We start from the raw sequence: 18,573 nt of genomic DNA, 5'->3' as shown, positions 1-18,573 counted from the left end.
GGAGGATAATAATGAACGAAGCACCCCGCATCCGGCCGGAAAGGAACGTCGAACTCGGCGCCAGCAGCGAGCCGTTCCAGAATCTGCACGAATTCATCCGGAAGGCGCGCGCCAACCTCAACCAGAATGCCTGGGACTATATCGTCGGCGCCGCCGAGACCGAGACCACGATGCGCCGCAACCGGATGGCGCTGGACGAGATCGCCTTCCGCCCGCGCGTGCTGCGCGACGTGCGCAAGGTCGATGGCTCCGTCGAGCAATTCGGCCGCAGGATGCGCCTGCCGGTGGTGCTCGCGCCGGTCGGCGCGCTCGAGATCTTCGACCCGGATGGCGCCGCGAGCGTCGCCCGTGCCGCCGGCACCTTCGGTGCGGCACACATGCTGAGCTCGGTGTCCGAGCCCGGCCTGGAGAAGACCGCCGAGGCCGCTCCCGATGCGCTGCGCCTGTTCCAGCTCTATGTGCGCGGCGATGACGCCTACGTCGCCGATGTCGTCAGCCGGGCCGAGAAGCACAGCTACGCCGCCTTCTGCCTGACCGTCGATACCGCCCATTACAGCCGTCGCGAACGTGACATCGCCAAGCGCTACGTTCGCGAGAGTCGCCTGCGCGCCACCGGCGGCGAATTCCAGAAGGGCCTGGAGTGGCGGACCGTGAAGATGATCAAGGACAAGTTCAAGATTCCGCTGATCCTCAAGGGTATCGCCACCGCCGAGGACGCGCTGATCGCGATCGATCACGGCGTCGAATGGATCTACGTCTCCAACCATGGCGGCCGCCAGCTCGATCACGGCCGCGGCGCCATGCATGTGCTGCCTGAGATCGTCGAGGCCGTGAAGGGCCGCGCCAAGATCATGGTCGACGGCGGCTTCGGCCGTGGCACCGACATCGTCAAGGCGATCGCGGCGGGCGCCGACCTCGTCGGCATCGGCCGGTTGCAATGCTGGGCGCTGGCGGCGGCCGGCGAAGCCGGCGTGACGCGGATGCTGGAGCTTCTGGAGGACGAGGTGCTGCGCTGCCTCGGCCTGTTGGGCGCCACCTCGTTCGCCGAGGTCGACAAGTCCTGCCTGCATCAGGCAACCGCAACGAATGCGCCGAGCGTGTTCAGCGCGTTCCCGCTGTTCGACCACGAACCTTACCGATACTGATCTGAAAGGATGCAATGACCTCGCTCTCTCCCGGCAGCGCGGATGCGCTTTTGTTCGATCTCGGGCGTGTCGTGCTCGACATCGATTTCTCCAAGGCGATCGCCTGCTGGGCGGGACATGCCGGCTGCAAGCCGGAGGCGATCGTTGCCCGCTATGTGCGCGACAGCGAGGCCTATCGGCTGCACGAGGTCGGCAAGATCAGCGACGAGGACTATTTTGCCTCGCTGCGCGCCTCGCTCGGGATCGGCATTTCGGATGCGCAATTCCTCGAGGGCTGGAACGCGATCTTCGCGGGCGAGATGCCTGATATCGCGGAGTTGTTGCCGCGCGCGGCGAAGCGCATGCCGCTCTACGCCTTCTCCAACACCAACCGGCCGCATGTCGACCATTTCTCGAAGGAATATGCGGGCCTGCTCGGCCATTTCCGCGAGCTTTATCTGTCGTCCAGCATCGGCCTGCGCAAGCCGGACGCGGCGGCATTCGACCATGTCGTGGCGGCCATCGGCGTGCCCGCCAGGCGCATCGTGTTCTTCGACGACCTCGCCGAAAACGTCGAGGGCGCGCGGGCGCGCGGATTGACCGCGGTGCATGTGACCTCGCCCCGCGATGTCGGCGATGCGCTCAAAGCGCTGGGAATCTGATCGAGATACAGCGGCCTGCGGGTGAAACCGGGGAGTTCCCCGGAACCGATTTGGCCAGAGATCAGGAACCAAATCGCTTTGTACATTTTTATACAGAGTTCCGGGAACGGAATGCCCGCTTCCGGACTCTTGAGTCCGTTGGGACTTCTACGGACGGACGCATCATCGTGTTGGGCAAGACCTACCTCACCAAGCAGGCCTCTCTCCTGCTCGAATTCGCCAGAACGACGTCGGATTCTGACCTTTCCGCCAAGCTGATCAGCAAGGCCGCCGACCTGAAATCCCGGGCCGATCCGCTGCCCGACAAGGATCAAGGCCCCAAAGCTCCCGACGTGGCGCCGGACGCCCGTCCGGACCAGCAGACCGGTCGTTGACCGATGCTGGCCGTGGCTCTCGTCATTGTCGTCCTTGCCATGGCCACGCTCGTTCCCGTCTTGCTCGTCCTTCAAATCATGCCGCGGCGAAGCTGACGGTCCCTCAAGACTGAGCGGATGAAGCAGGATAAATCCTGATCCGGTCCCATTTTGCTTCATCGCCCGCGCTCGGCTAGAACTCTTGCCGCCTATTCGTCCAGACTTTCCGAGCAGGAGTTTTCGCCGTGGCCTTGATGCCGGTTTCTGACGCGCTCGTCGCGGTGCTGGCCGGCGTGAAGCCGTTGCCTGAAGAAATGATTCCACTCGACGAGGCCTATTACCGCGTACTGGCGCGCGACGTCGCGGCGCGGCGTACGCAGCCGCCGGAGGCGATGTCGGCGATGGACGGTTACGCCGTGCGCGCGGCCGATGCGGCCAAGGTCGACGCACAGCTCACCGTGATCGGCGAGGTCGCGGCGGGCCGGCCGTTTGCCGGATCGGTCGGCGTCGGCGAAGCGATGCGAATCTTCACCGGCGGCGTCGTTCCGGCCGGCGCGGACGCGGTCGTGATCCAGGAGGACACGGTCGCCGACGGCAGGCGCATCACGATCAAGCAAGCCGCCGTCACGGGGCGGCACATCCGCCCCGCCGGCGTCGACTTCCGCGAGGGCGACGTGCTCCTGCGCATGGGAACCCGGCTCACCGAGCGCGACCTCGCACTCGCCGCCGGGATGAATCACCCGCACCTCCCCGTCCGCCGCCGTCCGAAGGTCGCGATCCTCGCCACCGGCGACGAGCTGGTGATGCCGGGCACCAGCCCGGGCCCCGGCCAGATCGTCTATTCCAACGGCTACGCCCTGCACGCGCTCGCCCGCCAGGAGGGCGCAGATACCGTCGATCTCGGTGTTGCCGCCGATACGCTGGAGGCCACCACCGCCGGCATCCGCCGTGCCCGCGAGAGCGGCGCCGATATCCTGATTACGACCGGCGGCGCCTCGGTCGGCGACCACGATCTGGTCCAGCAGGCGCTGAGGGACGAAGGCATCGCGATGGCGTTCTGGAAGATCGCGATGCGGCCGGGCAAGCCGATGATGCACGGCCGGTTAGGAGCGATGGGTGTGATCGGCCTGCCCGGCAATCCCGTGTCGTCCTATGTGTGCGCCTTCCTGTTCATGGTGCCGTTGATTCGCGCGCTGTCGGGCCGCGCGGTGATTCATCATCGTCGCGAGCGCGCCGTGCTCGGCCGCGAGGTCGGTGCCAATGACCAGCGCGAAGATTATCTGCGCGCACGCCTGGAGCGGCGCGACGACGGCACGCTTGTCGCCCTTCCCGTCAATCATCAGGATTCCTCGCTGCTTGCGAATCTCGCTGCGGCACAGGCACTTCTCGTGCGCGCGCCGTTCGCGCCCAAGGCCGAGGCCGGCACGCCTTGCGAGGTGCTGCGACTGCCCGCCTGAACCCGCAAGTCGTGCGCGTTCCGCGAACTTTGTCGCGTTCACGGTAAATTAAGCAGTTGCGGAACACATATCGAACATATAGTGTCCGTTCATGATTTGTTTCGAGCATCTAGCGGCTCGCCGCTGAATTCACCGTCTCGGAATCGAACGACATCAACCGGGGGATTTGGTCGAGATGTTAACGCGCAAACAATACGAGCTTCTGCGATTCATCAGCGAGCGTTTGAAGGAAAGCGGCGTGCCGCCCTCCTTCGACGAGATGAAGGACGCGCTCGACCTGCGCTCGAAGTCAGGCATCCATCGCCTGATCACCGCACTGGAGGAGCGAGGCTTCATCCGGCGTCTGCCCAACCGGGCCCGCGCGATCGAGGTAATCAAGCTGCCCGAGCTCCAGGCCGCCGCCGGCAACCGGCGTGGCTTCACGCCGAGCGTCATCGAGGGCAATCTCGGCAAGGTGCGAGCGAGCTCCAGCGCCTCCGTGGACGAGGGCGAACGCCCCGTCGCGGTGCCGGTGATGGGCCGCATCGCGGCCGGCACACCGATCGAGGCGCTGCAGACCCGTAGCCACACCATCAGCGTACCGCCGGACATGCTCGGGTCGGGCGAACACTACGCGCTCGAAGTGCGCGGCGACTCGATGGTCGAAGCCGGCATCCTCGACGGCGACATGGCGCTGATCCAGCGCAACGAGAGCGCCGACACGGGCGACATCGTGGTGGCGCTGATCGACGACGAGGAAGCGACGCTGAAGCGCTTCCGCCGCCGCGGTGCCTCGATCGCGCTCGAGCCCGCCAATGCGGCCTATGAGGTCCGCATCCTGCCGCCCAACCGGGTGAAGATTCAGGGCAAGCTGATCGGCCTGTACCGCAAGTACTGAGCGCGCTCCGCCGCTTGGCGCCCCGCGCGTTGACGATTGGAGCGGACGATTGTCCGCTCCGGCTGGATAGTCTTTCTGGTTTTGCACAGATTATCCGGCCCCTCTCCCGCGGTACATCCTCGGGCACGCCGCACGAAGCCCTGATCGCTTCGCGGCGCTGGAGATCGAGGAGACCGTCATGCGCAAGATCGTTTTGAGCGCCGTCACGATCACGCTGATCGCAGCATCAGCGGCGCATACCTTCGCCGCACAGTCACACCATGTCCGCAAGGCAGCGCAGACGACGACGAGCGAGCAATTGCGCAATGCCCGCAACGCCGTCGCGCAGCCGCCGCAACCCGCCTGGCAATATTTGGGCTGGTCGGCACCTGCTGGTCGCTGACGGGGACGCACGCCAAATGCACAGGAGCGGACTTTGTTCCTCGTGCATTTGAAAAAGATATTGTGATGGCAGCCTGCGGATCTAAGTCGCAGATTTGCCTACAACCGAGAAGACGCTAACATGCTTCCACTCTGATAGGGGCTAGTGCCTCCGAAGGAGGCGCGGGTCGCTATCCCTGAATGAGGAGCACCCGATGTGTGACTACAGTCTGCATGCCGTCGCGACGCGTCCCGCAGAAGTCGGCGAGACGATCGTCACGACCACTTTCCGAGGCACCTCGACGCGCGGCTTCGCCTCTGAAGCCGACATGTCCGTCGCGGTCTGCCTGCTGCCGGGGACGGAGCTCGCCTTCGCCGACAACGTCCGCTACGACAATCGCTGGATCTGGACGCGCACCATCAACTCCCGCGTCGGCAAGTTCGGCAAGATCGATCCGCACATTCCCGATCGCCATCACGACGCGATCGAATTCCCCGACGGCAAATACGTACTGGTGACGCAGCTCGTCGAAGGCCAGCGCGCGACCGTGCTGCAGTTGCCGGTGACCCAGCCCGGCGGCGAGCGCGAGCACAAGCCGCAGGTCATCGCCGATGGTCGGCCGACCATCACCCGCCTGCCGATCGGCTGAGGCAGCTCCCCCGGCTCACGGGTCGGGGCCAGGATCGAAATCGCCATCGCCGGCCGTGGCCGGCGACGTGGTGCGGTTTGCGTCCTGAGAATCCAATCCGCCGAGATCCCCCGCGCCTCCCCGTCGCACGAAGTTTGCGCGGCTCTGCCTGAATTTTGAACGTCCGCTCCGCGGCTAGATCGCCGATGCTGTCATTGGCTTGAGGCGGCGGACACGGTCGATGAAAACCTTCATTCGCGTCGTTGAACTCTGGGTGCCGGACCGGACGCGCATGCGGCTGGAATTCGGCGGCGGCCTCTATGGCGAAGGGCTGTCCGCGTTCAAGGCCGTGAGCGAGAACTTGCGCTTCGGATACGACGAGGGCCTTCCCGGCAAGGCCTGGGCCAGCGGCCATCCCGTGATCCTCACCAAATTCGCCAACTCCTATTTCAAGCGGACCGATCAGGCGCTCGCGGCCGGCCTCACCTGCGGCGTGGCGGTGCCGGTGTTTTCAGGCGAATTCTTGCAGGCCGTCATGGTGCTGTTCTGCGGCGACGACGAGGCGCATGTCGGCGCGATCGAGCTCTGGCACAATGATCCCGATATCTCCCACGAGATGGGGCTCGTCGACGGCTACTATGGCACCGCCGACATGTTCGAATTCAACTCCCGCCACACCAGGTTTCCCCGCGGCTTCGGCCTGCCCGGACGCACCTGGAAAGCGGGCCTGCCGCTGATCATCAAGGACCTGCACAACGCCAGGAGTTTTCTGCGCTGGGAAGACGCCGCCGAAGTCGGCATCAATCTCGGCGTCGGCGTGCCCTATCGGACCGGCATCGACCAGACCTGGGTGCTGACTTTCCTCTCCGCGCAGGCGACGCCCATTGCGCGGCGCTTCGAGATCTGGGTGCCGAACGAGGCCCGTTCGGCACTGGTCTTTCGCGCCGCCGATTGCAGCGCGCAGACCGACCTTGCCGCGCTCTACGCGGACAAATCCATCGCCAGGGGCGACGGCAGCATCGGCGGAGCCTGGGCCACCGGCATGCCCGCACTCAACGACGATCTCGCGCATGACGGCTCAGCCGCGGCCGCGGAGGCTCGCGCGTCTGGGCTGAGCCAGATGGTGGCCCTGCCGGTGATCGGAGCCGCCGGGCTCGACGCCGTGCTGGCCTGGTACCTGTAGCCTGTCCGATCAATCCTCAGCCTGCATGTCCGCCTCGGACGGCGTCGCGTCCCGGTTACGGGGAGCCGGCGCCTGCGGCGCGAGGCTCGCGCCGAAATCGCCCTCGCCGGCGGTCGCCGGCGACCACGGACGGTCGGTGCCTCTCGCCTTCACCGCCTGAACCGCAAAGCCGTCGCCGCGCCGTGTCAGCGCGAGCGCGCCTTGCGCGGCGAGACGCTGCCGGTCGACCACCATCGCCGCACAATCCGGTGGCGCCGGCCGCGCCGTCACCACCAGCGCGGCGCGGCTGCAATCGTCCGCCAGCGCGTCGATGCGCATGGCCAGGGCGACCAGGCGCCCGTCGGCGAGCGGCGTCACGCAGCCGGCCTCGTCGCACGACACGCCGGCGGCGAGCGAGTTGCTGCCGGCATCGCGCGGATCGGCGTCAGCAGCCAACCACTCCTTCAGCAGAAAGCCGTCCTTGCCGGCCCGGATCATCTGCAGGCGCCCGTCCCTGCCCCGCACCGCGACGCTCTGGCCGTCTCCGGCAATCAGGATATCCGGCTGCCGCCCCGACAGTCCCCAGAGGATCGCCACCAGCAGCACCAGCGCGCCGGACCAGCGCAAGGGCGTGCGCAGCAAGCCCATCACGATGATCCCCAGGCTGGCCGCGATCAGCGGCGTGATGCCGAAAGCCGGGATGCGGCCGACGGCGCCCGGCAGCGCGGCCACCCAGCGCGAGACCGCGACCATCCAGTCGATGCCGGTCCCCATCAGCCACCAGAACACGCCGTCGAGCCCGAACGGCGCCGCGAGCAATCCGAGCAGTCCCGCAGGCATCACCAGCGCAGAGACCACCGGCATCGCGCCGAGATTGGCCAGCACGCCGTAGGGCGTGACGCGATGGAAATGGAAGGCGGCATAGGGCGTGGTCGCAAGCCCCGCGATCAGCGAGGCCAGAAACAGCATCGCGATCTCGCGGCCGCCCCACATCGCGATGCGCGCGGTCGCCGAATGATCTGGCGACGCGAACAGGTTCGGCATGCCGATCTGCACCAGCGCAACGAGCCCCAGCGTTGCCGCAAACGACATCTGGAAGCTCGGATGCACCAGCGCTTCCGGCGCGACCGCGAGCACGATCAGCGCCGCCACCGCCAGGGTGCGGAACGTGATGGCGCGGCGGTCGACCATGACGGCGATCAGCACCACGGCGGTCATGAAGAACGAGCGTTGCGTTGCGACCTCCGCGCCCGAGAGCAGCAGATAGAACGCGGCGGCAACCAGCGCCGCGGCCGCGGACCATTTCTTGATGGGGAAACCGACCGCCAGTCCCGGGATCAGAGCAAGCAGCGCGCGGACCGCGAAGAACACGACGCCGGCGACCACCGCCATGTGATAACCGGAGATCGAGAGCACATGGCCGAGCCCTGAAATGAACATGGCGTCGTTGACGGGCGTGGTGATCGCGTCGCGCCGCCCCGTCAGCAGCGCCGTCGCGATCGCGCGATTGTCACCTTCGAGTGTTGCCCGGATGCGCGCGTCGATCCCATCGCGCAGGCCCTGCATGAAGGCGGCATAGCGCAGCCGCAATCCACCGGCATCGGGCGGCACCGCTGCCGTGATCGCCCCCATCACGAAGCCCGAGGCGCTGATGCCCTGGAAAAACATGTCGCGGGAGAAATCGTAGCTGCCGGGGCGCACCGGCGAGATCGGCGGCATCAGCCGCGCCTTGAGCTGCACGAAGCTGCCGACCTCCGGCGCAGTCCCCTTGCGCACCGAGAGGCGCACGCGCTCCAGCCTGACGTCGCTCCGCTGCGCCTCCATCGCCGTGACGCGCAGCACGAAGCGGTCGGTGCGCTCGCGGATGTCGCGCGTCTCGACGAAGCCCGACAGCGATGCCGAATAGAGCGGCTTTGCGAGAACGGTGTGGTCAATGCGCGCCGTCTTCCAGGTCGCCAAGGCAAAGCCGGCTGCGACCGCCGCGATCAGGATCGCAGGCGCGAACAGCCGGCTCCGCCGCAACAGAACCGCACCCAGCATCAACGCGATGGCCGTCGCAGCAACGACCCACAGCACCGGCTCATGATCAGCGGCAAAGTAGAGCGCGATGCCGCTGCCGAAGGCCACAGGCACCCACGGTAACAGCCGCCCGGCACCGGCCTCGGCGCGCATCCATTCGCGCAGTATCTCGACGAGCGCGGGCCAGGCGCCAAAGCCCGCCGGCACAAAGCCGCCGGCCGGAGCAGTCCGGCCGACGGGCCAGGTCCCCGCAATACCTTGGGACCGTATTGGCCGGCCCGGCTCCGCCATTCCCTGCACCTTACGATACGCGACGGAGGCCGAGGCTACTGGAACGTGCAGGCGGACGAATAGCGGTACGGATCAGGAACGAGCCACGGCGGGCGCTACTTTTCCTCTTCCATCGTCACGGCCACCGCCGCCTTGGCCGAGAGCCGGACCTTGTTGCCTTCGACGTCGGCGACGAGGCCCTTGTCGATGAAATGATGATGGCCCCTGTGGCTGCCCTCGCCGCTGTCCTTCTTGGTCAGCCTGATCCGATGGCCCTCGACCTTGTCGACGGTGCCGATGTGGACGCCGTCGGCGCCGATGACTTCCATATGCTCTAGGATGTTCTGCATGGTGGGCTCCTCGTTGGGGACCCCCACAACGCCCGAGAGGTCCTTTCCGTTCATTCGTGACACGACCGCCCGGCGCGATCGGCGACCGTTCTGCCTCTGGACGGGGGGCAGTCTCGGTTCGGCTCGATTGAGCCGAAAGTCTCATAAGGGGCCGGCCTTGGCAGGATTAAACTGCTCTCCACGCCTCCCCCGCACAGACGGGCCAGGTCGTGACAGCTCGCGGTACCGAAGGCCGCCGAAGCTCTTCTCAGGTGGTTCGAGGTTCCTCTGAGACCAGGCGTTGCGGACGCAACTCGCAATTCTCGCCTGTAGCGTCGCACACACCAAACACACTCCGCGAGCGAACTGGCGCTGAAATGCGCGAGGAGTGGCGTTGAATTTGATAGGAGCAGCACATGGCAGTTCAAGTACCGCACGATTTCCGCCGCGTGATCGTTGCTGCATCGGTGGGAAACGTCATCGAATGGTATGATTTCTATATCTTTGGCAGCCTGGCCGCCGTTCTGTCGGTCAAGTTCTTCGAGCAATCCCACCCGGTTGCAGCCCTTCTCAGCACGATCGCTCTGTTCACTGCGGGCTTCCTGATCCGCCCGCTGGGAGCCTTCCTCTTTGGATGGATGGGTGACAGGGTCGGACGAAAATATACATTCCTCATCACGCTGAGCGGGATGGGACTGGGTACGGGGGCAATCGGGTTGATCCCGACCTACCAGTCCATCGGTCTAACGGCGGCGTTCCTTCTGTTCGGCTTGCGCATGATCCAGGGTCTGTGCCTCGGCGGCGAATATGGCGGCGCCATCACCTATGTCGCGGAGCATGTGCCGGACCACAAGCGCGGCTACTACACCGGCTGGCTGCAGACCTCTCCGACTCTCGGCATCGTGGTGTCGCTGGCCGTGATCGTCCTGACACGGACCTGGTTCGGCAATCAGGTCTTCGACGAATGGGCCTGGCGCGTTCCGTTCCTGGTGTCTTTCCTGCTGGTGGCCATCGCGATCTACATTCGGCTCCAGCTCCAGGAGACGCCGATCTTCCAGGAGATCAGGGCTCGCGGCCAAATGACGACGAATCCGTGGAAGGAGGCCTTCCTCAGCTCCAACATCAAATACATCGGGATCGCGATCGTGGTCCTGATCGGACAGGGCGTGGTCTGGTACAGCGGCCAGTTCTGGGCGCTGTACTTCCTGCAGCAGGTCTCCAAGGTGGATGCGCTGACCTCGGCCTACATCGTGGGAGCCGCGCTGCTGATCGCAACACCGAGCCTGATCTTCTTCGGCTGGCTGTCGGATCAGATTGGCCGCAAGCCGGTGATCCTGGGCGGCATGCTGCTCGCTGCGATCACGTACTATCCGCTCTATCTGTGGCTGGGATCGGTCACGCAGCCCGGCAACATCAACTATCCGACCGCGATCTTCATCATCTTCATCCTCGTTTGCTACGTCGGGATGGTCTACGGGCCGGTCGGCGCATTCCTGGCGGAATACTTTCCGGCCAGGATCAGGTACACGTCGGTATCGGTGCCGTACCACATCGGCAACGGCTGGGGTGGCGGATTGGTGCCGTTCATCACATCGGCGGCCTTCGCGGCGACCGGCAGCATCGGCTACGCGCTGATCTACCCGATTGCGGTGCCTGCGGTGTGCTTCGTGCTCGCGGTCTTCCTGATGCCGGAGACGCGCAAGATCAGCATCTGGCAACCGATCGAGCCCAGAACAGCATCGTAACGTAATCACCTCTCCTCCGGCCGCCAGCCGATGGCGGTCGGAGAGGAGCCGGCAACCTCTCGTCTCAGCCGGCGCGGTGAGGCCAGTGATCGTGCCACCAGGTACTGAAGTCGTGATCGGTCATCAATTCCCAAGCAGCGAGCAAGATCACCAATAGGCCCGACAATACGCTGCTGACCGTAGCCGATACGGGCTCATATCCGATGGACCAAGGCGCCAGCACCAGAGCCAAGCCCAGCAGCATTTCGCCCCACTCTTCCAGGTAGGACGGGACGACAAAGGCTTCCACGGCAAACAGCATGACGCCGAGCCCGAGTGCGATGGTGATCCAGACAGCAGCCCCGGATAAGCCGAGGACAAAGGACGACAGGACCAGCCACACGCCCACCAACAGGCTACCAGCGTCTTGCCAATGTTGGATGCGCATGATGCTCACCTCCCTTCTCGTATTGATGTGGGGGCGCACCGATGAAGAATCATCCCTCCGACCTGCGCTGTGTTGCCGCGACCGGGAGCCGGCGCCCATCCGGCCGCCCCTGCCCCGGAAAGGGCCCTTGCAAGTGCGGCGCACCAGGATGCAGACTATCGGCGCTTGAAAGGTGTCAAAGTCTGCCGTTCTCGGCCCACCCGGTTCGCGCCCAGAACAAGAGGGAGATGACGCCATGCGAGAAATGGAAATCCACGACTATGCGCGGCAGTTGCTGGAAGCCCATGGCCCCAAGGCCATTGCGGAAGCCGCTCAAAACGCCATCGACCTCGAGCGGAAGGGCGAGCTCGAATTGGCAAAAACCTGGCGGCACATCGAAGACGCGATGAAGCTGATGCGCGGGCCGCATCAAAGCTGACTGCCGTCGCGCGAAGCTTGCCTGACTGCGGCGACAACGCCGAACGTGGACCACAGTCCGTCGCGAGCCGCCAGGTTGCGGCCGAACGGCTACGCGATCTCGGGACGCTGACCTGGGAGCGAAGCCATGGTTACGAAATGTACGACAGCCGAAGACCTCGTGAAGGCGATCACGGACGAGAAAGTCCAGATGATCGATTTGCGGTTCACCGACCTGCCGGGGGTGTGGCAACATTTTTCCGTCCCGCCGAGCGCGGTGAATGCCGATGCGCTCAATGAGGGCATTGGATTCGATGGCTCATCGATCCGAGGCTTCCAGGAGATCCAGGAAAGCGACATGCTGGTCGTCGCCGATCCGACGACGGCATTCGTCGACCCCTATAGTCCGGCCAAAACGCTGGTTCTGATCTGCAACATCCGCGACCCCGTGACCGGCCAGTCCTATAGCCGGGATGCCCGCTACATCGCCCAGAAAGCCGAAATCTACCTTAAGGGCACCGGGCGCGCCGATACGAGCTATTTCGGCCCGGAAGCGGAGTTCTTCGTCTTCGACGAGGTGCGCTACGCACAGGGCATCAACTATGCCATGCACGCTGTCGACTCCAGCGAAGGCAGCTGGAACACCGGCTCTGAGGAAGGGCCGAACCTCGGCCACAAACCGCGCCCGAAGGAGGGATACTTTCCCGTTCCCCCGACCGACAGCATGCAGGCGCTACGCACCGAAATGGTGCTGACGATGGAATCTCTGGGGATCCAGATCGAGGCCCATCACCATGAAGTCGCAACCGGCGGCCAGAACGAGATCGACATGCGCTTCACCACCCTCACCCGCATGGCCGACAATTTGATGATCTACAAATACGTGGTGAAGAACACCGCGCATCAGCACGGCAAGACCGCGACATTCATGCCGAAGCCGCTGTTCGAGGACAACGCTTCGGGCATGCACGTTCACCAATCGCTGTGGAAGGGTGAGACCAATCTGTTCTACGACAAAGGTGACTACGCCGAGTTGAGCCAGCTTGGCCGCTACTACATCGGCGGGCTATTGAGCCACGCCTGGGCGTTGTGCGGGCTTTGCGCCCCCACGACGAATTCCTATCGGCGTCTGGTGCCGGGCTATGAAGCTCCGATAAACCTCGTCTACTCCCAGCGCAATCGCTCCGCCTGTTGCCGGATTCCGATGTATTCGCCGAATCCGCACGCCAAGCGCGTCGAGTTTCGTTCGCCGGATCCGTCCTGCAATCCCTACCTGGCCTTCGCGGCAATGCTGATGGCTGGCCTCGACGGTATCGACAAGCGGATCGACCCCGGCAGCCCGATCGACAAGAATCTCTACGACCTCCCGCCTGCGGAGGCGAAGGAGGTGAAGTCCACGCCAGGATCGCTGGACCAGGCGCTCGACGCGCTCGAGCGCGATCACGCATTCCTGCTGCGCGGCGACGTCTTCACCGCCGACGTGATCGAAACCTGGCTCGACTACAAGCGCAAGAAGGAGGTCGACCCGATCCGCCTGCGACCTCATCCCTACGAGTTTCATCTCTACTACGACATCTAGCGAGCGGCGACCGCGCACCTGGCGGAACGGGCAGAGCCCTCCGCTGCTAGATCATCGGGACCCTCGACGAGACGTGATGATTGACGATCTTCCAATCGGCGTCCTGGCGCGTGATGACCCAGCTCACCTTGACGACGAGTTCCGGGCGCTCGCCCGCGAAATCGAACGACACGATCGCGGCCATGTTGATCACATCAGGACCGGCCTGCGCGGTCTGCACCTCGGAAAACGCAGCACTCGGCTTGCGCCATCGCGGCAGGCCATTGAAGTAATCGGCAACGCCGTCCCTGCCCTGGTAGAGTTTTGGGTTGGAGCCGAAGAAGAAAGCATTCTTCGCATAGAGCGATGACAACGCCGCGGCATCCAGCGTCGCGAAGCCGGCGCACCATTTCGCGATGATGGCGGAAACGATGGCGTCGGCCTCACTGCTCATGCGCACCTCAACCTTTCGCGACTTCCTTCGCGAACGTGTCGCGCAGCCCGATGGTGCGGCTGAACACCGGCTTGCCCGGCGTCGAGTCCTTGTCGCGCACGAAATAGCCCTGACGCTCGAACTGCATCGGCTCGGTCGCATTGCTCTCCGCGACCGATGCCTCGATCCGCGCGTCGCTGAGGATCTCCAGTGACTGCGGATTGAGATCGGCGGCGAAGTTCGAGGCGTCCGGGCTCGGGTTGGCGAACAACTGGTTGTAGATGCGAATTTCGGCCGGCTTCGACGCTGCCGCCGGCAGCCAGTGCATGGTCGCCTTGACCTTGCGGCCGTCGGGCGCGTTGCCGCCCTTGGTCGCGGGATCGTAGGTGCAGCGCAGCTCCACCACCTCACCGGCATCGCTCTTGATCACCCCGGTGCATTTGACGAAATAGGCGTAGCGCAGCCGCACCTCGTTGCCCGGCGACAGGCGGAAGAACTTCTTGGGCGGGTTCTCCATGAAGTCGTCCTGCTCGATATAGAGCTCGCGCCCGAACGTAATCTTCCGCGTGCCGGCGGAGGGATCGTCCGGATGGTTGATCGCCTCGAGCTCCTCGGTCTGCCCTTCCGGATAGTTCTCGATCACGACCTTGAGCGGCTTCAGCACCGCCATGCGGCGCTGCGCGGTGCGGTTCAGCTCCTCACGGATGCAGAATTCGAGCATGCCGACATCGACCACGCTGTTGGCCTTGGCGACGCCAATACGCTTGACGAATTCACGTAGCGCCGCCGGCGGCACACCGCGACGGCGCATGCCCGCCATGGTCGGCATGCGCGGATCGTCCCAGCCCGCGACATGGCCCTCACGCACGAGCTGGGTCAGCACGCGCTTCGACAAGAGCGTGTAGGTCAGGTTCAGCCGCGCGAACTCGTACTGGTGCGGCTTCGACGGCACCGGCAGCTTTTCGATGAACCAGTCGTAGAGCGGCCGGTGGTCCTCGAACTCCAGCGTGCAGATCGAATGCGTGATGCCTTCGATCGCGTCCGACTGGCCGTGGGCGTAGTCGTAGCTCGGATAAATGCACCATGCGTTGCCGGTGCGCGGATGATGCGCATGCAGGATGCGGTACAGCACGGGATCGCGCAGATTGATGTTGCCCGCTTCCATGTCGATCTTGGCCCGCAGCACACGCGCGCCGTTGGGGAATTCGCCCGCCTTCATGCGGCGGAACAGGTCGAGGTTCTCGTCCACGCTGCGGTCGCGGAACGGCGAGTTCTTGCCGGGCTCGGTCAATGTGCCGCGGGAGGTGCGGATCTCCTCCTGGGTCTGGTCGTCGACATAGGCGAGCCCGTCGCGGATCAGCGTCTCCGCCCATTCGTACAGGCGATCAAAATAGTCCGAGGCGAAGAACAGGTTCTTGCCCCAGTCGAAGCCGAGCCAGTGCACGTCGGCCTGGATGGAATCGATATATTCCTGCTCTTCCTTGACAGGGTTGGTGTCGTCGAAGCGCAGATGGCAGCGGCCCGGAAACTCCTGGGCGATGCCGAAATTGAGCGCGATCGACTTGGCGTGGCCGATATGCAGGTAACCGTTCGGCTCCGGCGGGAACCGGGTCACGATCTCCTGGTATTTGGCCTGATCGAGGTCGGCCTGAATGATGTCACGAATGAAATCGCGCCCAACCTCAGCTGCCATCGGTTCTGTCATTACGAAAATCCTGTAGGGAAATCAGCGGTCCTTCTGCCAAATTCGGGAGGCTGAGCCAAGGGCTTAAGCAAGGGCTGGCAGGTCCGCCGTCGGGCTTTAGTTATGCTCTGGTCCTGCTATACACCACCGCTTCCAATGCATAGGCCCTGCCAAGAATGACCGATTCCGTCGTCACCCGCTTTGCTCCCTCCCCGACCGGCTTCCTCCATATCGGGGGCGCCCGCACGGCGCTGTTCAACTGGCTCTATGCCAAGAAGCATGGTGGCAAGATGCTGCTCCGGATCGAGGATACCGACCGGGAGCGCTCCACCGAGGCCGCGATCGGCGCCATCCTCGACGGACTGAAGTGGCTCGAGCTCGGCTGGGATGGCGACGTCATCTACCAGTTCAGCCGCGCCGCCCGCCACCGCGAGGTCGCCGAGCAGCTGCTCGCCGACGGCAAGGCCTATCGCTGCTACGCCACCGCCGAGGAGCTCACCGCCATGCGCGAGAAGGCGCGCGCGGAGGGCCGGACCCGCCTTTATGACGGCATGTGGCGGGACCGTGACCCGGCCACGGCCCCAGCCGACGTCAAGCCCACCATCCGCCTGCGCGCGCCGCAGACCGGCGAGACCGTGATCGAGGACCAGGTCCAGGGCCGCGTGGTCTGGCAAAACGAGAACCTCGACGACCTCGTGCTTTTGCGCGGCGATGGCAACCCGACCTACATGCTCGCAGTGGTGGTCGACGACCACGACATGGGCGTCACCCACGTCATCCGCGGCGACGACCATCTGATCAACGCCGCCCGCCAGAAGCAGATCTATGATGCGATGGGCTGGGCGCTGCCGAGCATGTCCCACATCCCCCTGATCCACGGCCCGGACGGCTCGAAGCTGTCGAAGCGCCACGGTGCGCTCGGCGTCGATGCCTATCGCGCCATGGGATACCTCCCGGCCGCACTCCGCAACTACCTCGTCCGCCTCGGCTGGAGCCATGGCGACCAGGAGATCTTCTCGACCGAGGAGATGATCGCCGCGTTCGACCTCGCCAGCGTCGGCCGCGCCGCCGCTCGCTTCGACTTTGCCAAGCTGGAAAACCTCAACGGCCATTACATCCGCCACGCCGACGATCAATCACTCGTGAAGATGTTCGAGGACGTGCTGGACCACGTCGTGCCCAGCCGCGATGAGCTTAAGGCCAAGTTAAACGACACCACGCGCGCGCAGCTTCTCATGGCCATGCCGGCCCTGAAGGAGCGCGCCAAGACGCTGATCGAGCTGATCGACAGCGCCTATTTCATCTTCGCCGACCGGCCGCTGGAGCTCGATCCCAAGGCGCAAGCGCTGCTGACGCCCGAGAACCGCAAGCTGATCGGCCAGCTTCATTCCGCGCTGGAGAATGTCGAGACATGGAGCGGCGCCACGACGGAAGCCGCGCTACGCGCCTTTGCCGAGGAAAATAGTCTCAAGCTTGGCGCGGTCGCACAACCCTTGCGGGCCGCGCTGACCGGACGGACCACGTCGCCTGGTATATTTGAGGTTTTGGACGTGCTGGGACGCCAGGAAAGTTTGGGCCGGCTTAAGGATCAGGCCAAGGACTAGGCTAGACGTAAGTCGAGCATGCGCGGCGCCATCTTGCAGCGCACACAGCAATAATATACCCATCTCCCCCGTACCTTCTGGAACATCCGGCCTGCCCCCACCATGTCATCGGGGCCTTCCGGGTCCGGCCCGTTTCACCATACATCGGGGACCTACGATGGACGCAAAAGCAAGCAATAAGACCGCCACGCTGACGGTCGGAAACAAGAACTACGATCTCCCGATCCACAGCGGCAGCGTCGGGCCTGAAGTCATCGATATCGGCAAGCTCTACGGCCAGTCGGGCCTGTTCACCTACGACCCGGGCTTCACCTCCACCGCGAGCTGCCAGTCCAAGATCACCTATATCGACGGCGACGCGGGCGTGCTGGAATACCGCGGCTATCCGATCGAGCAGCTCGCCGAGAACGGCGACTTCCTGGAGACCTGCTACCTGCTGCTCTACGGGAACCTGCCGACCGCCGCGCAGAAGAAGGATTTCGACGATCGCGTGATCCATCACACGATGGTGCACGAGCAGATGGCCCGCTTCTTCCAGGGCTTCCGCCGCGACGCCCATCCGATGGCCGTGATGGTGGCCTCCGTCGGCGCGCTCGCCGCGTTCTACCACGACTCCACCGACATCAACGATCCGAAGCAGCGCATGATCGCCTCCATGCGCATGATCGCGAAGATCCCGACGCTGGCGGCGATGGCCTACAAGTACACGATCGGCCAGCCCTTCGTGTATCCGAAGAACTCGCTGAAGTTCGCCGAGAACTTCCTGCACATGTGCTTCGCCGTGCCGTGCGAGGAGTACAAGATCAATCCGGTGCTCGCTGACGCGCTGGACAAGATCTTCATCCTGCACGCCGACCACGAGCAGAACGCCTCGACCTCGACGGTGCGCATCGCCGGCTCCTCCGGCGCCAACCCGTTCGCCTGCATCGCCGCCGGCATCGCCTGCCTCTGGGGCCCGGCGCATGGCGGCGCCAACGAAGCGGCCCTTGCGATGCTCGCCGAGATCGGCAGCGTGGACAAGATCCCGGAATTCATCGCCAAGGTGAAGGACAAGAACAGCGAAGTCCGCCTGATGGGCTTCGGTCATCGCGTCTACAAGAACTACGACCCCCGCGCCAAGATCATGCAGAAGATGTGTCACGCCGTGCTCAAGGAGACCGGCCATGGCGACGATCCGATGCTGAAGGTGGCGATGGAGCTCGAGAAGATCGCGCTCAGCGACCAGTACTTCATCGACCGCAAGCTCTACCCGAACGTCGACTTCTATTCGGGCATCACGCTGAAGGCGATGGGCTTCCCGGTCTCGATGTTCACCGTGCTGTTCGCAGTCGCCCGCACCGTCGGCTGGATCAGCCAGTGGAGCGAGATGATCGAGGATCCGCAGCAGAAGATCGGCCGTCCGCGCCAGCTCTACACCGGCGTCACCCGCCGCGACTACGTCGCGATCAAGGATCGCAAGTAAGGCTTCAGCCAACACGGCTTTC

General features: G+C 64.5%; 18 protein-coding genes. 13 read left to right on the top strand and 5 right to left on the bottom strand.

Features of this window, described 5'->3' with window-relative positions:
* Positions 1–11 precede the first annotated feature (11 nt).
* The 8 genes from A3M7_RS0121970 (at position 12) to A3M7_RS0121935 (ending at position 6,645) form a co-directional block, all read left to right on the top strand.
* Entirely contained in the window at positions 12–1,145 is a 1,134-nt protein-coding gene (locus tag A3M7_RS0121970; protein WP_027545815.1) for an alpha-hydroxy acid oxidase, read from the top strand.
* Between the two features lie 14 nt (positions 1,146–1,159).
* Positions 1,160–1,786: an HAD family phosphatase gene (locus A3M7_RS0121965; RefSeq protein WP_027545814.1), complete on the top strand. Its 627-nt coding sequence runs from the start codon at positions 1,160–1,162 to the stop codon at positions 1,784–1,786.
* Positions 1,787–1,953: 167 nt separating this feature from the next.
* Positions 1,954–2,160, top strand: coding sequence for a hypothetical protein (locus A3M7_RS0121960; RefSeq protein ID WP_027545813.1), 207 nt, complete (start codon positions 1,954–1,956; stop codon positions 2,158–2,160).
* Between the two features lie 224 nt (positions 2,161–2,384).
* Positions 2,385–3,596 carry a gephyrin-like molybdotransferase Glp gene (gene glp, locus A3M7_RS0121955; protein ID WP_027545812.1) on the top strand — a complete coding sequence of 404 codons (1,212 nt, stop codon included), beginning with the start codon at positions 2,385–2,387 and terminating at the stop codon, positions 3,594–3,596.
* A gap of 175 nt (positions 3,597–3,771) precedes the next feature.
* Complete coding sequence (gene lexA / locus A3M7_RS0121950; RefSeq protein WP_027545811.1) at positions 3,772–4,473, top strand: transcriptional repressor LexA; 702 nt, start codon at positions 3,772–3,774, stop codon at positions 4,471–4,473.
* Between the two features lie 178 nt (positions 4,474–4,651).
* Positions 4,652–4,855 carry a hypothetical protein gene (locus A3M7_RS49770; RefSeq protein WP_027545810.1) on the top strand — a complete coding sequence of 68 codons (204 nt, stop codon included), beginning with the start codon at positions 4,652–4,654 and terminating at the stop codon, positions 4,853–4,855.
* 193 nt (positions 4,856–5,048) lie between these two features.
* On the top strand, positions 5,049–5,483 hold the full coding sequence (locus tag A3M7_RS49765) for a hypothetical protein (protein WP_027545809.1): 435 nt from the start codon (positions 5,049–5,051) through the stop codon (positions 5,481–5,483).
* A 220-nt stretch (positions 5,484–5,703) separates the two neighbouring features.
* Complete coding sequence (locus A3M7_RS0121935) at positions 5,704–6,645, top strand: GAF domain-containing protein (protein ID WP_027545808.1); 942 nt, start codon at positions 5,704–5,706, stop codon at positions 6,643–6,645.
* 9 nt (positions 6,646–6,654) lie between these two features.
* On the opposite strand, the gene A3M7_RS0121930 is transcribed toward A3M7_RS0121935, so the two are convergent.
* Positions 6,655–8,934: a ComEC/Rec2 family competence protein gene (locus A3M7_RS0121930; protein WP_027545807.1), complete on the bottom strand. Its 2,280-nt coding sequence runs from the start codon at positions 8,932–8,934 to the stop codon at positions 6,655–6,657.
* Positions 8,935–9,029: 95 nt separating this feature from the next.
* Positions 9,030–9,263, bottom strand: a complete 234-nt coding sequence (locus A3M7_RS0121925; RefSeq protein WP_027545806.1) for a DUF2171 domain-containing protein — start codon at positions 9,261–9,263, stop codon at positions 9,030–9,032.
* A 395-nt stretch (positions 9,264–9,658) separates the two neighbouring features.
* On the opposite strand from A3M7_RS0121925, the gene A3M7_RS0121920 reads away from it, so the two are divergent.
* Positions 9,659–10,987: an MFS transporter gene (locus tag A3M7_RS0121920; protein ID WP_027545805.1), complete on the top strand. Its 1,329-nt coding sequence runs from the start codon at positions 9,659–9,661 to the stop codon at positions 10,985–10,987.
* A gap of 64 nt (positions 10,988–11,051) precedes the next feature.
* Here A3M7_RS0121920 and A3M7_RS0121915 read toward each other — a convergent pair whose 3' ends face one another.
* Positions 11,052–11,414, bottom strand: coding sequence for an SPW repeat protein (locus A3M7_RS0121915; RefSeq protein ID WP_049823632.1), 363 nt, complete (start codon positions 11,412–11,414; stop codon positions 11,052–11,054).
* A 235-nt stretch (positions 11,415–11,649) separates the two neighbouring features.
* On the opposite strand from A3M7_RS0121915, the gene A3M7_RS0121910 reads away from it, so the two are divergent.
* Positions 11,650–11,832 carry a hypothetical protein gene (locus tag A3M7_RS0121910; RefSeq protein WP_027545803.1) on the top strand — a complete coding sequence of 61 codons (183 nt, stop codon included), beginning with the start codon at positions 11,650–11,652 and terminating at the stop codon, positions 11,830–11,832.
* A 126-nt stretch (positions 11,833–11,958) separates the two neighbouring features.
* Positions 11,959–13,389, top strand: coding sequence for a type I glutamate--ammonia ligase (gene glnA / locus A3M7_RS0121905; protein WP_027545802.1), 1,431 nt, complete (start codon positions 11,959–11,961; stop codon positions 13,387–13,389).
* A gap of 46 nt (positions 13,390–13,435) precedes the next feature.
* Here glnA and A3M7_RS0121900 read toward each other — a convergent pair whose 3' ends face one another.
* Complete coding sequence (locus tag A3M7_RS0121900) at positions 13,436–13,822, bottom strand: nuclear transport factor 2 family protein (RefSeq protein ID WP_027545801.1); 387 nt, start codon at positions 13,820–13,822, stop codon at positions 13,436–13,438.
* Between the two features lie 7 nt (positions 13,823–13,829).
* Positions 13,830–15,506: a glutamine--tRNA ligase/YqeY domain fusion protein gene (locus tag A3M7_RS0121895; RefSeq protein WP_027545800.1), complete on the bottom strand. Its 1,677-nt coding sequence runs from the start codon at positions 15,504–15,506 to the stop codon at positions 13,830–13,832.
* 155 nt (positions 15,507–15,661) lie between these two features.
* Here A3M7_RS0121895 and gltX point away from each other — a divergent pair, with 155 nt between their 5' ends.
* Positions 15,662–17,089: a glutamate--tRNA ligase gene (gene gltX, locus A3M7_RS0121890; protein WP_027545799.1), complete on the top strand. Its 1,428-nt coding sequence runs from the start codon at positions 15,662–15,664 to the stop codon at positions 17,087–17,089.
* A gap of 157 nt (positions 17,090–17,246) precedes the next feature.
* The gene (gene gltA, locus A3M7_RS0121885; protein WP_027545798.1) at positions 17,247–18,551 is read left to right on the top strand and encodes a citrate synthase; all 1,305 of its coding nucleotides are present in this window, start codon (positions 17,247–17,249) and stop codon (positions 18,549–18,551) included.
* The last annotated feature ends 22 nt before the right edge of the window (positions 18,552–18,573 follow it).

It is taken from the genome of Bradyrhizobium sp. WSM2254 (assembly GCF_000472645.1).
GTDB lineage: Bacteria > Pseudomonadota > Alphaproteobacteria > Rhizobiales > Xanthobacteraceae > Bradyrhizobium > Bradyrhizobium niftali.
Note: the sequence above shows the minus strand (reverse complement) of the source record. Positions and strands in the feature narration are given on the sequence as shown.

Bases quoted from the DNA above. Each gene is read 5' to 3' on its own strand.
- gltX (WP_027545799.1), top strand. From the start codon at position 15,662: ATGACCGATTCCGTCGTCACCCGCTTTGCTCCCTCCCCGACCGGCTTC.
- A3M7_RS49770 (WP_027545810.1), top strand. From the start codon at position 4,652: ATGCGCAAGATCGTTTTGAGCGCCGTCACGATCACGCTGATCGCAGCA.
- A3M7_RS0121910 (WP_027545803.1), top strand. From the start codon at position 11,650: ATGCGAGAAATGGAAATCCACGACTATGCGCGGCAGTTGCTGGAAGCC.
- A3M7_RS0121900 (WP_027545801.1), bottom strand. From the start codon at position 13,822: ATGAGCAGTGAGGCCGACGCCATCGTTTCCGCCATCATCGCGAAATGG.
- A3M7_RS0121925 (WP_027545806.1), bottom strand. From the start codon at position 9,263: ATGCAGAACATCCTAGAGCATATGGAAGTCATCGGCGCCGACGGCGTC.
- glnA (WP_027545802.1), top strand. From the start codon at position 11,959: ATGGTTACGAAATGTACGACAGCCGAAGACCTCGTGAAGGCGATCACG.
- A3M7_RS0121965 (WP_027545814.1), top strand. From the start codon at position 1,160: ATGACCTCGCTCTCTCCCGGCAGCGCGGATGCGCTTTTGTTCGATCTC.
- A3M7_RS0121920 (WP_027545805.1), top strand. From the start codon at position 9,659: ATGGCAGTTCAAGTACCGCACGATTTCCGCCGCGTGATCGTTGCTGCA.
- A3M7_RS0121930 (WP_027545807.1), bottom strand. From the start codon at position 8,934: ATGGCGGAGCCGGGCCGGCCAATACGGTCCCAAGGTATTGCGGGGACC.
- A3M7_RS0121935 (WP_027545808.1), top strand. From the start codon at position 5,704: ATGAAAACCTTCATTCGCGTCGTTGAACTCTGGGTGCCGGACCGGACG.
- A3M7_RS0121895 (WP_027545800.1), bottom strand. From the start codon at position 15,506: ATGACAGAACCGATGGCAGCTGAGGTTGGGCGCGATTTCATTCGTGAC.
- A3M7_RS49765 (WP_027545809.1), top strand. From the start codon at position 5,049: ATGTGTGACTACAGTCTGCATGCCGTCGCGACGCGTCCCGCAGAAGTC.
- lexA (WP_027545811.1), top strand. From the start codon at position 3,772: ATGTTAACGCGCAAACAATACGAGCTTCTGCGATTCATCAGCGAGCGT.
- A3M7_RS0121915 (WP_049823632.1), bottom strand. From the start codon at position 11,414: ATGCGCATCCAACATTGGCAAGACGCTGGTAGCCTGTTGGTGGGCGTG.
- A3M7_RS0121970 (WP_027545815.1), top strand. From the start codon at position 12: ATGAACGAAGCACCCCGCATCCGGCCGGAAAGGAACGTCGAACTCGGC.
- gltA (WP_027545798.1), top strand. From the start codon at position 17,247: ATGGACGCAAAAGCAAGCAATAAGACCGCCACGCTGACGGTCGGAAAC.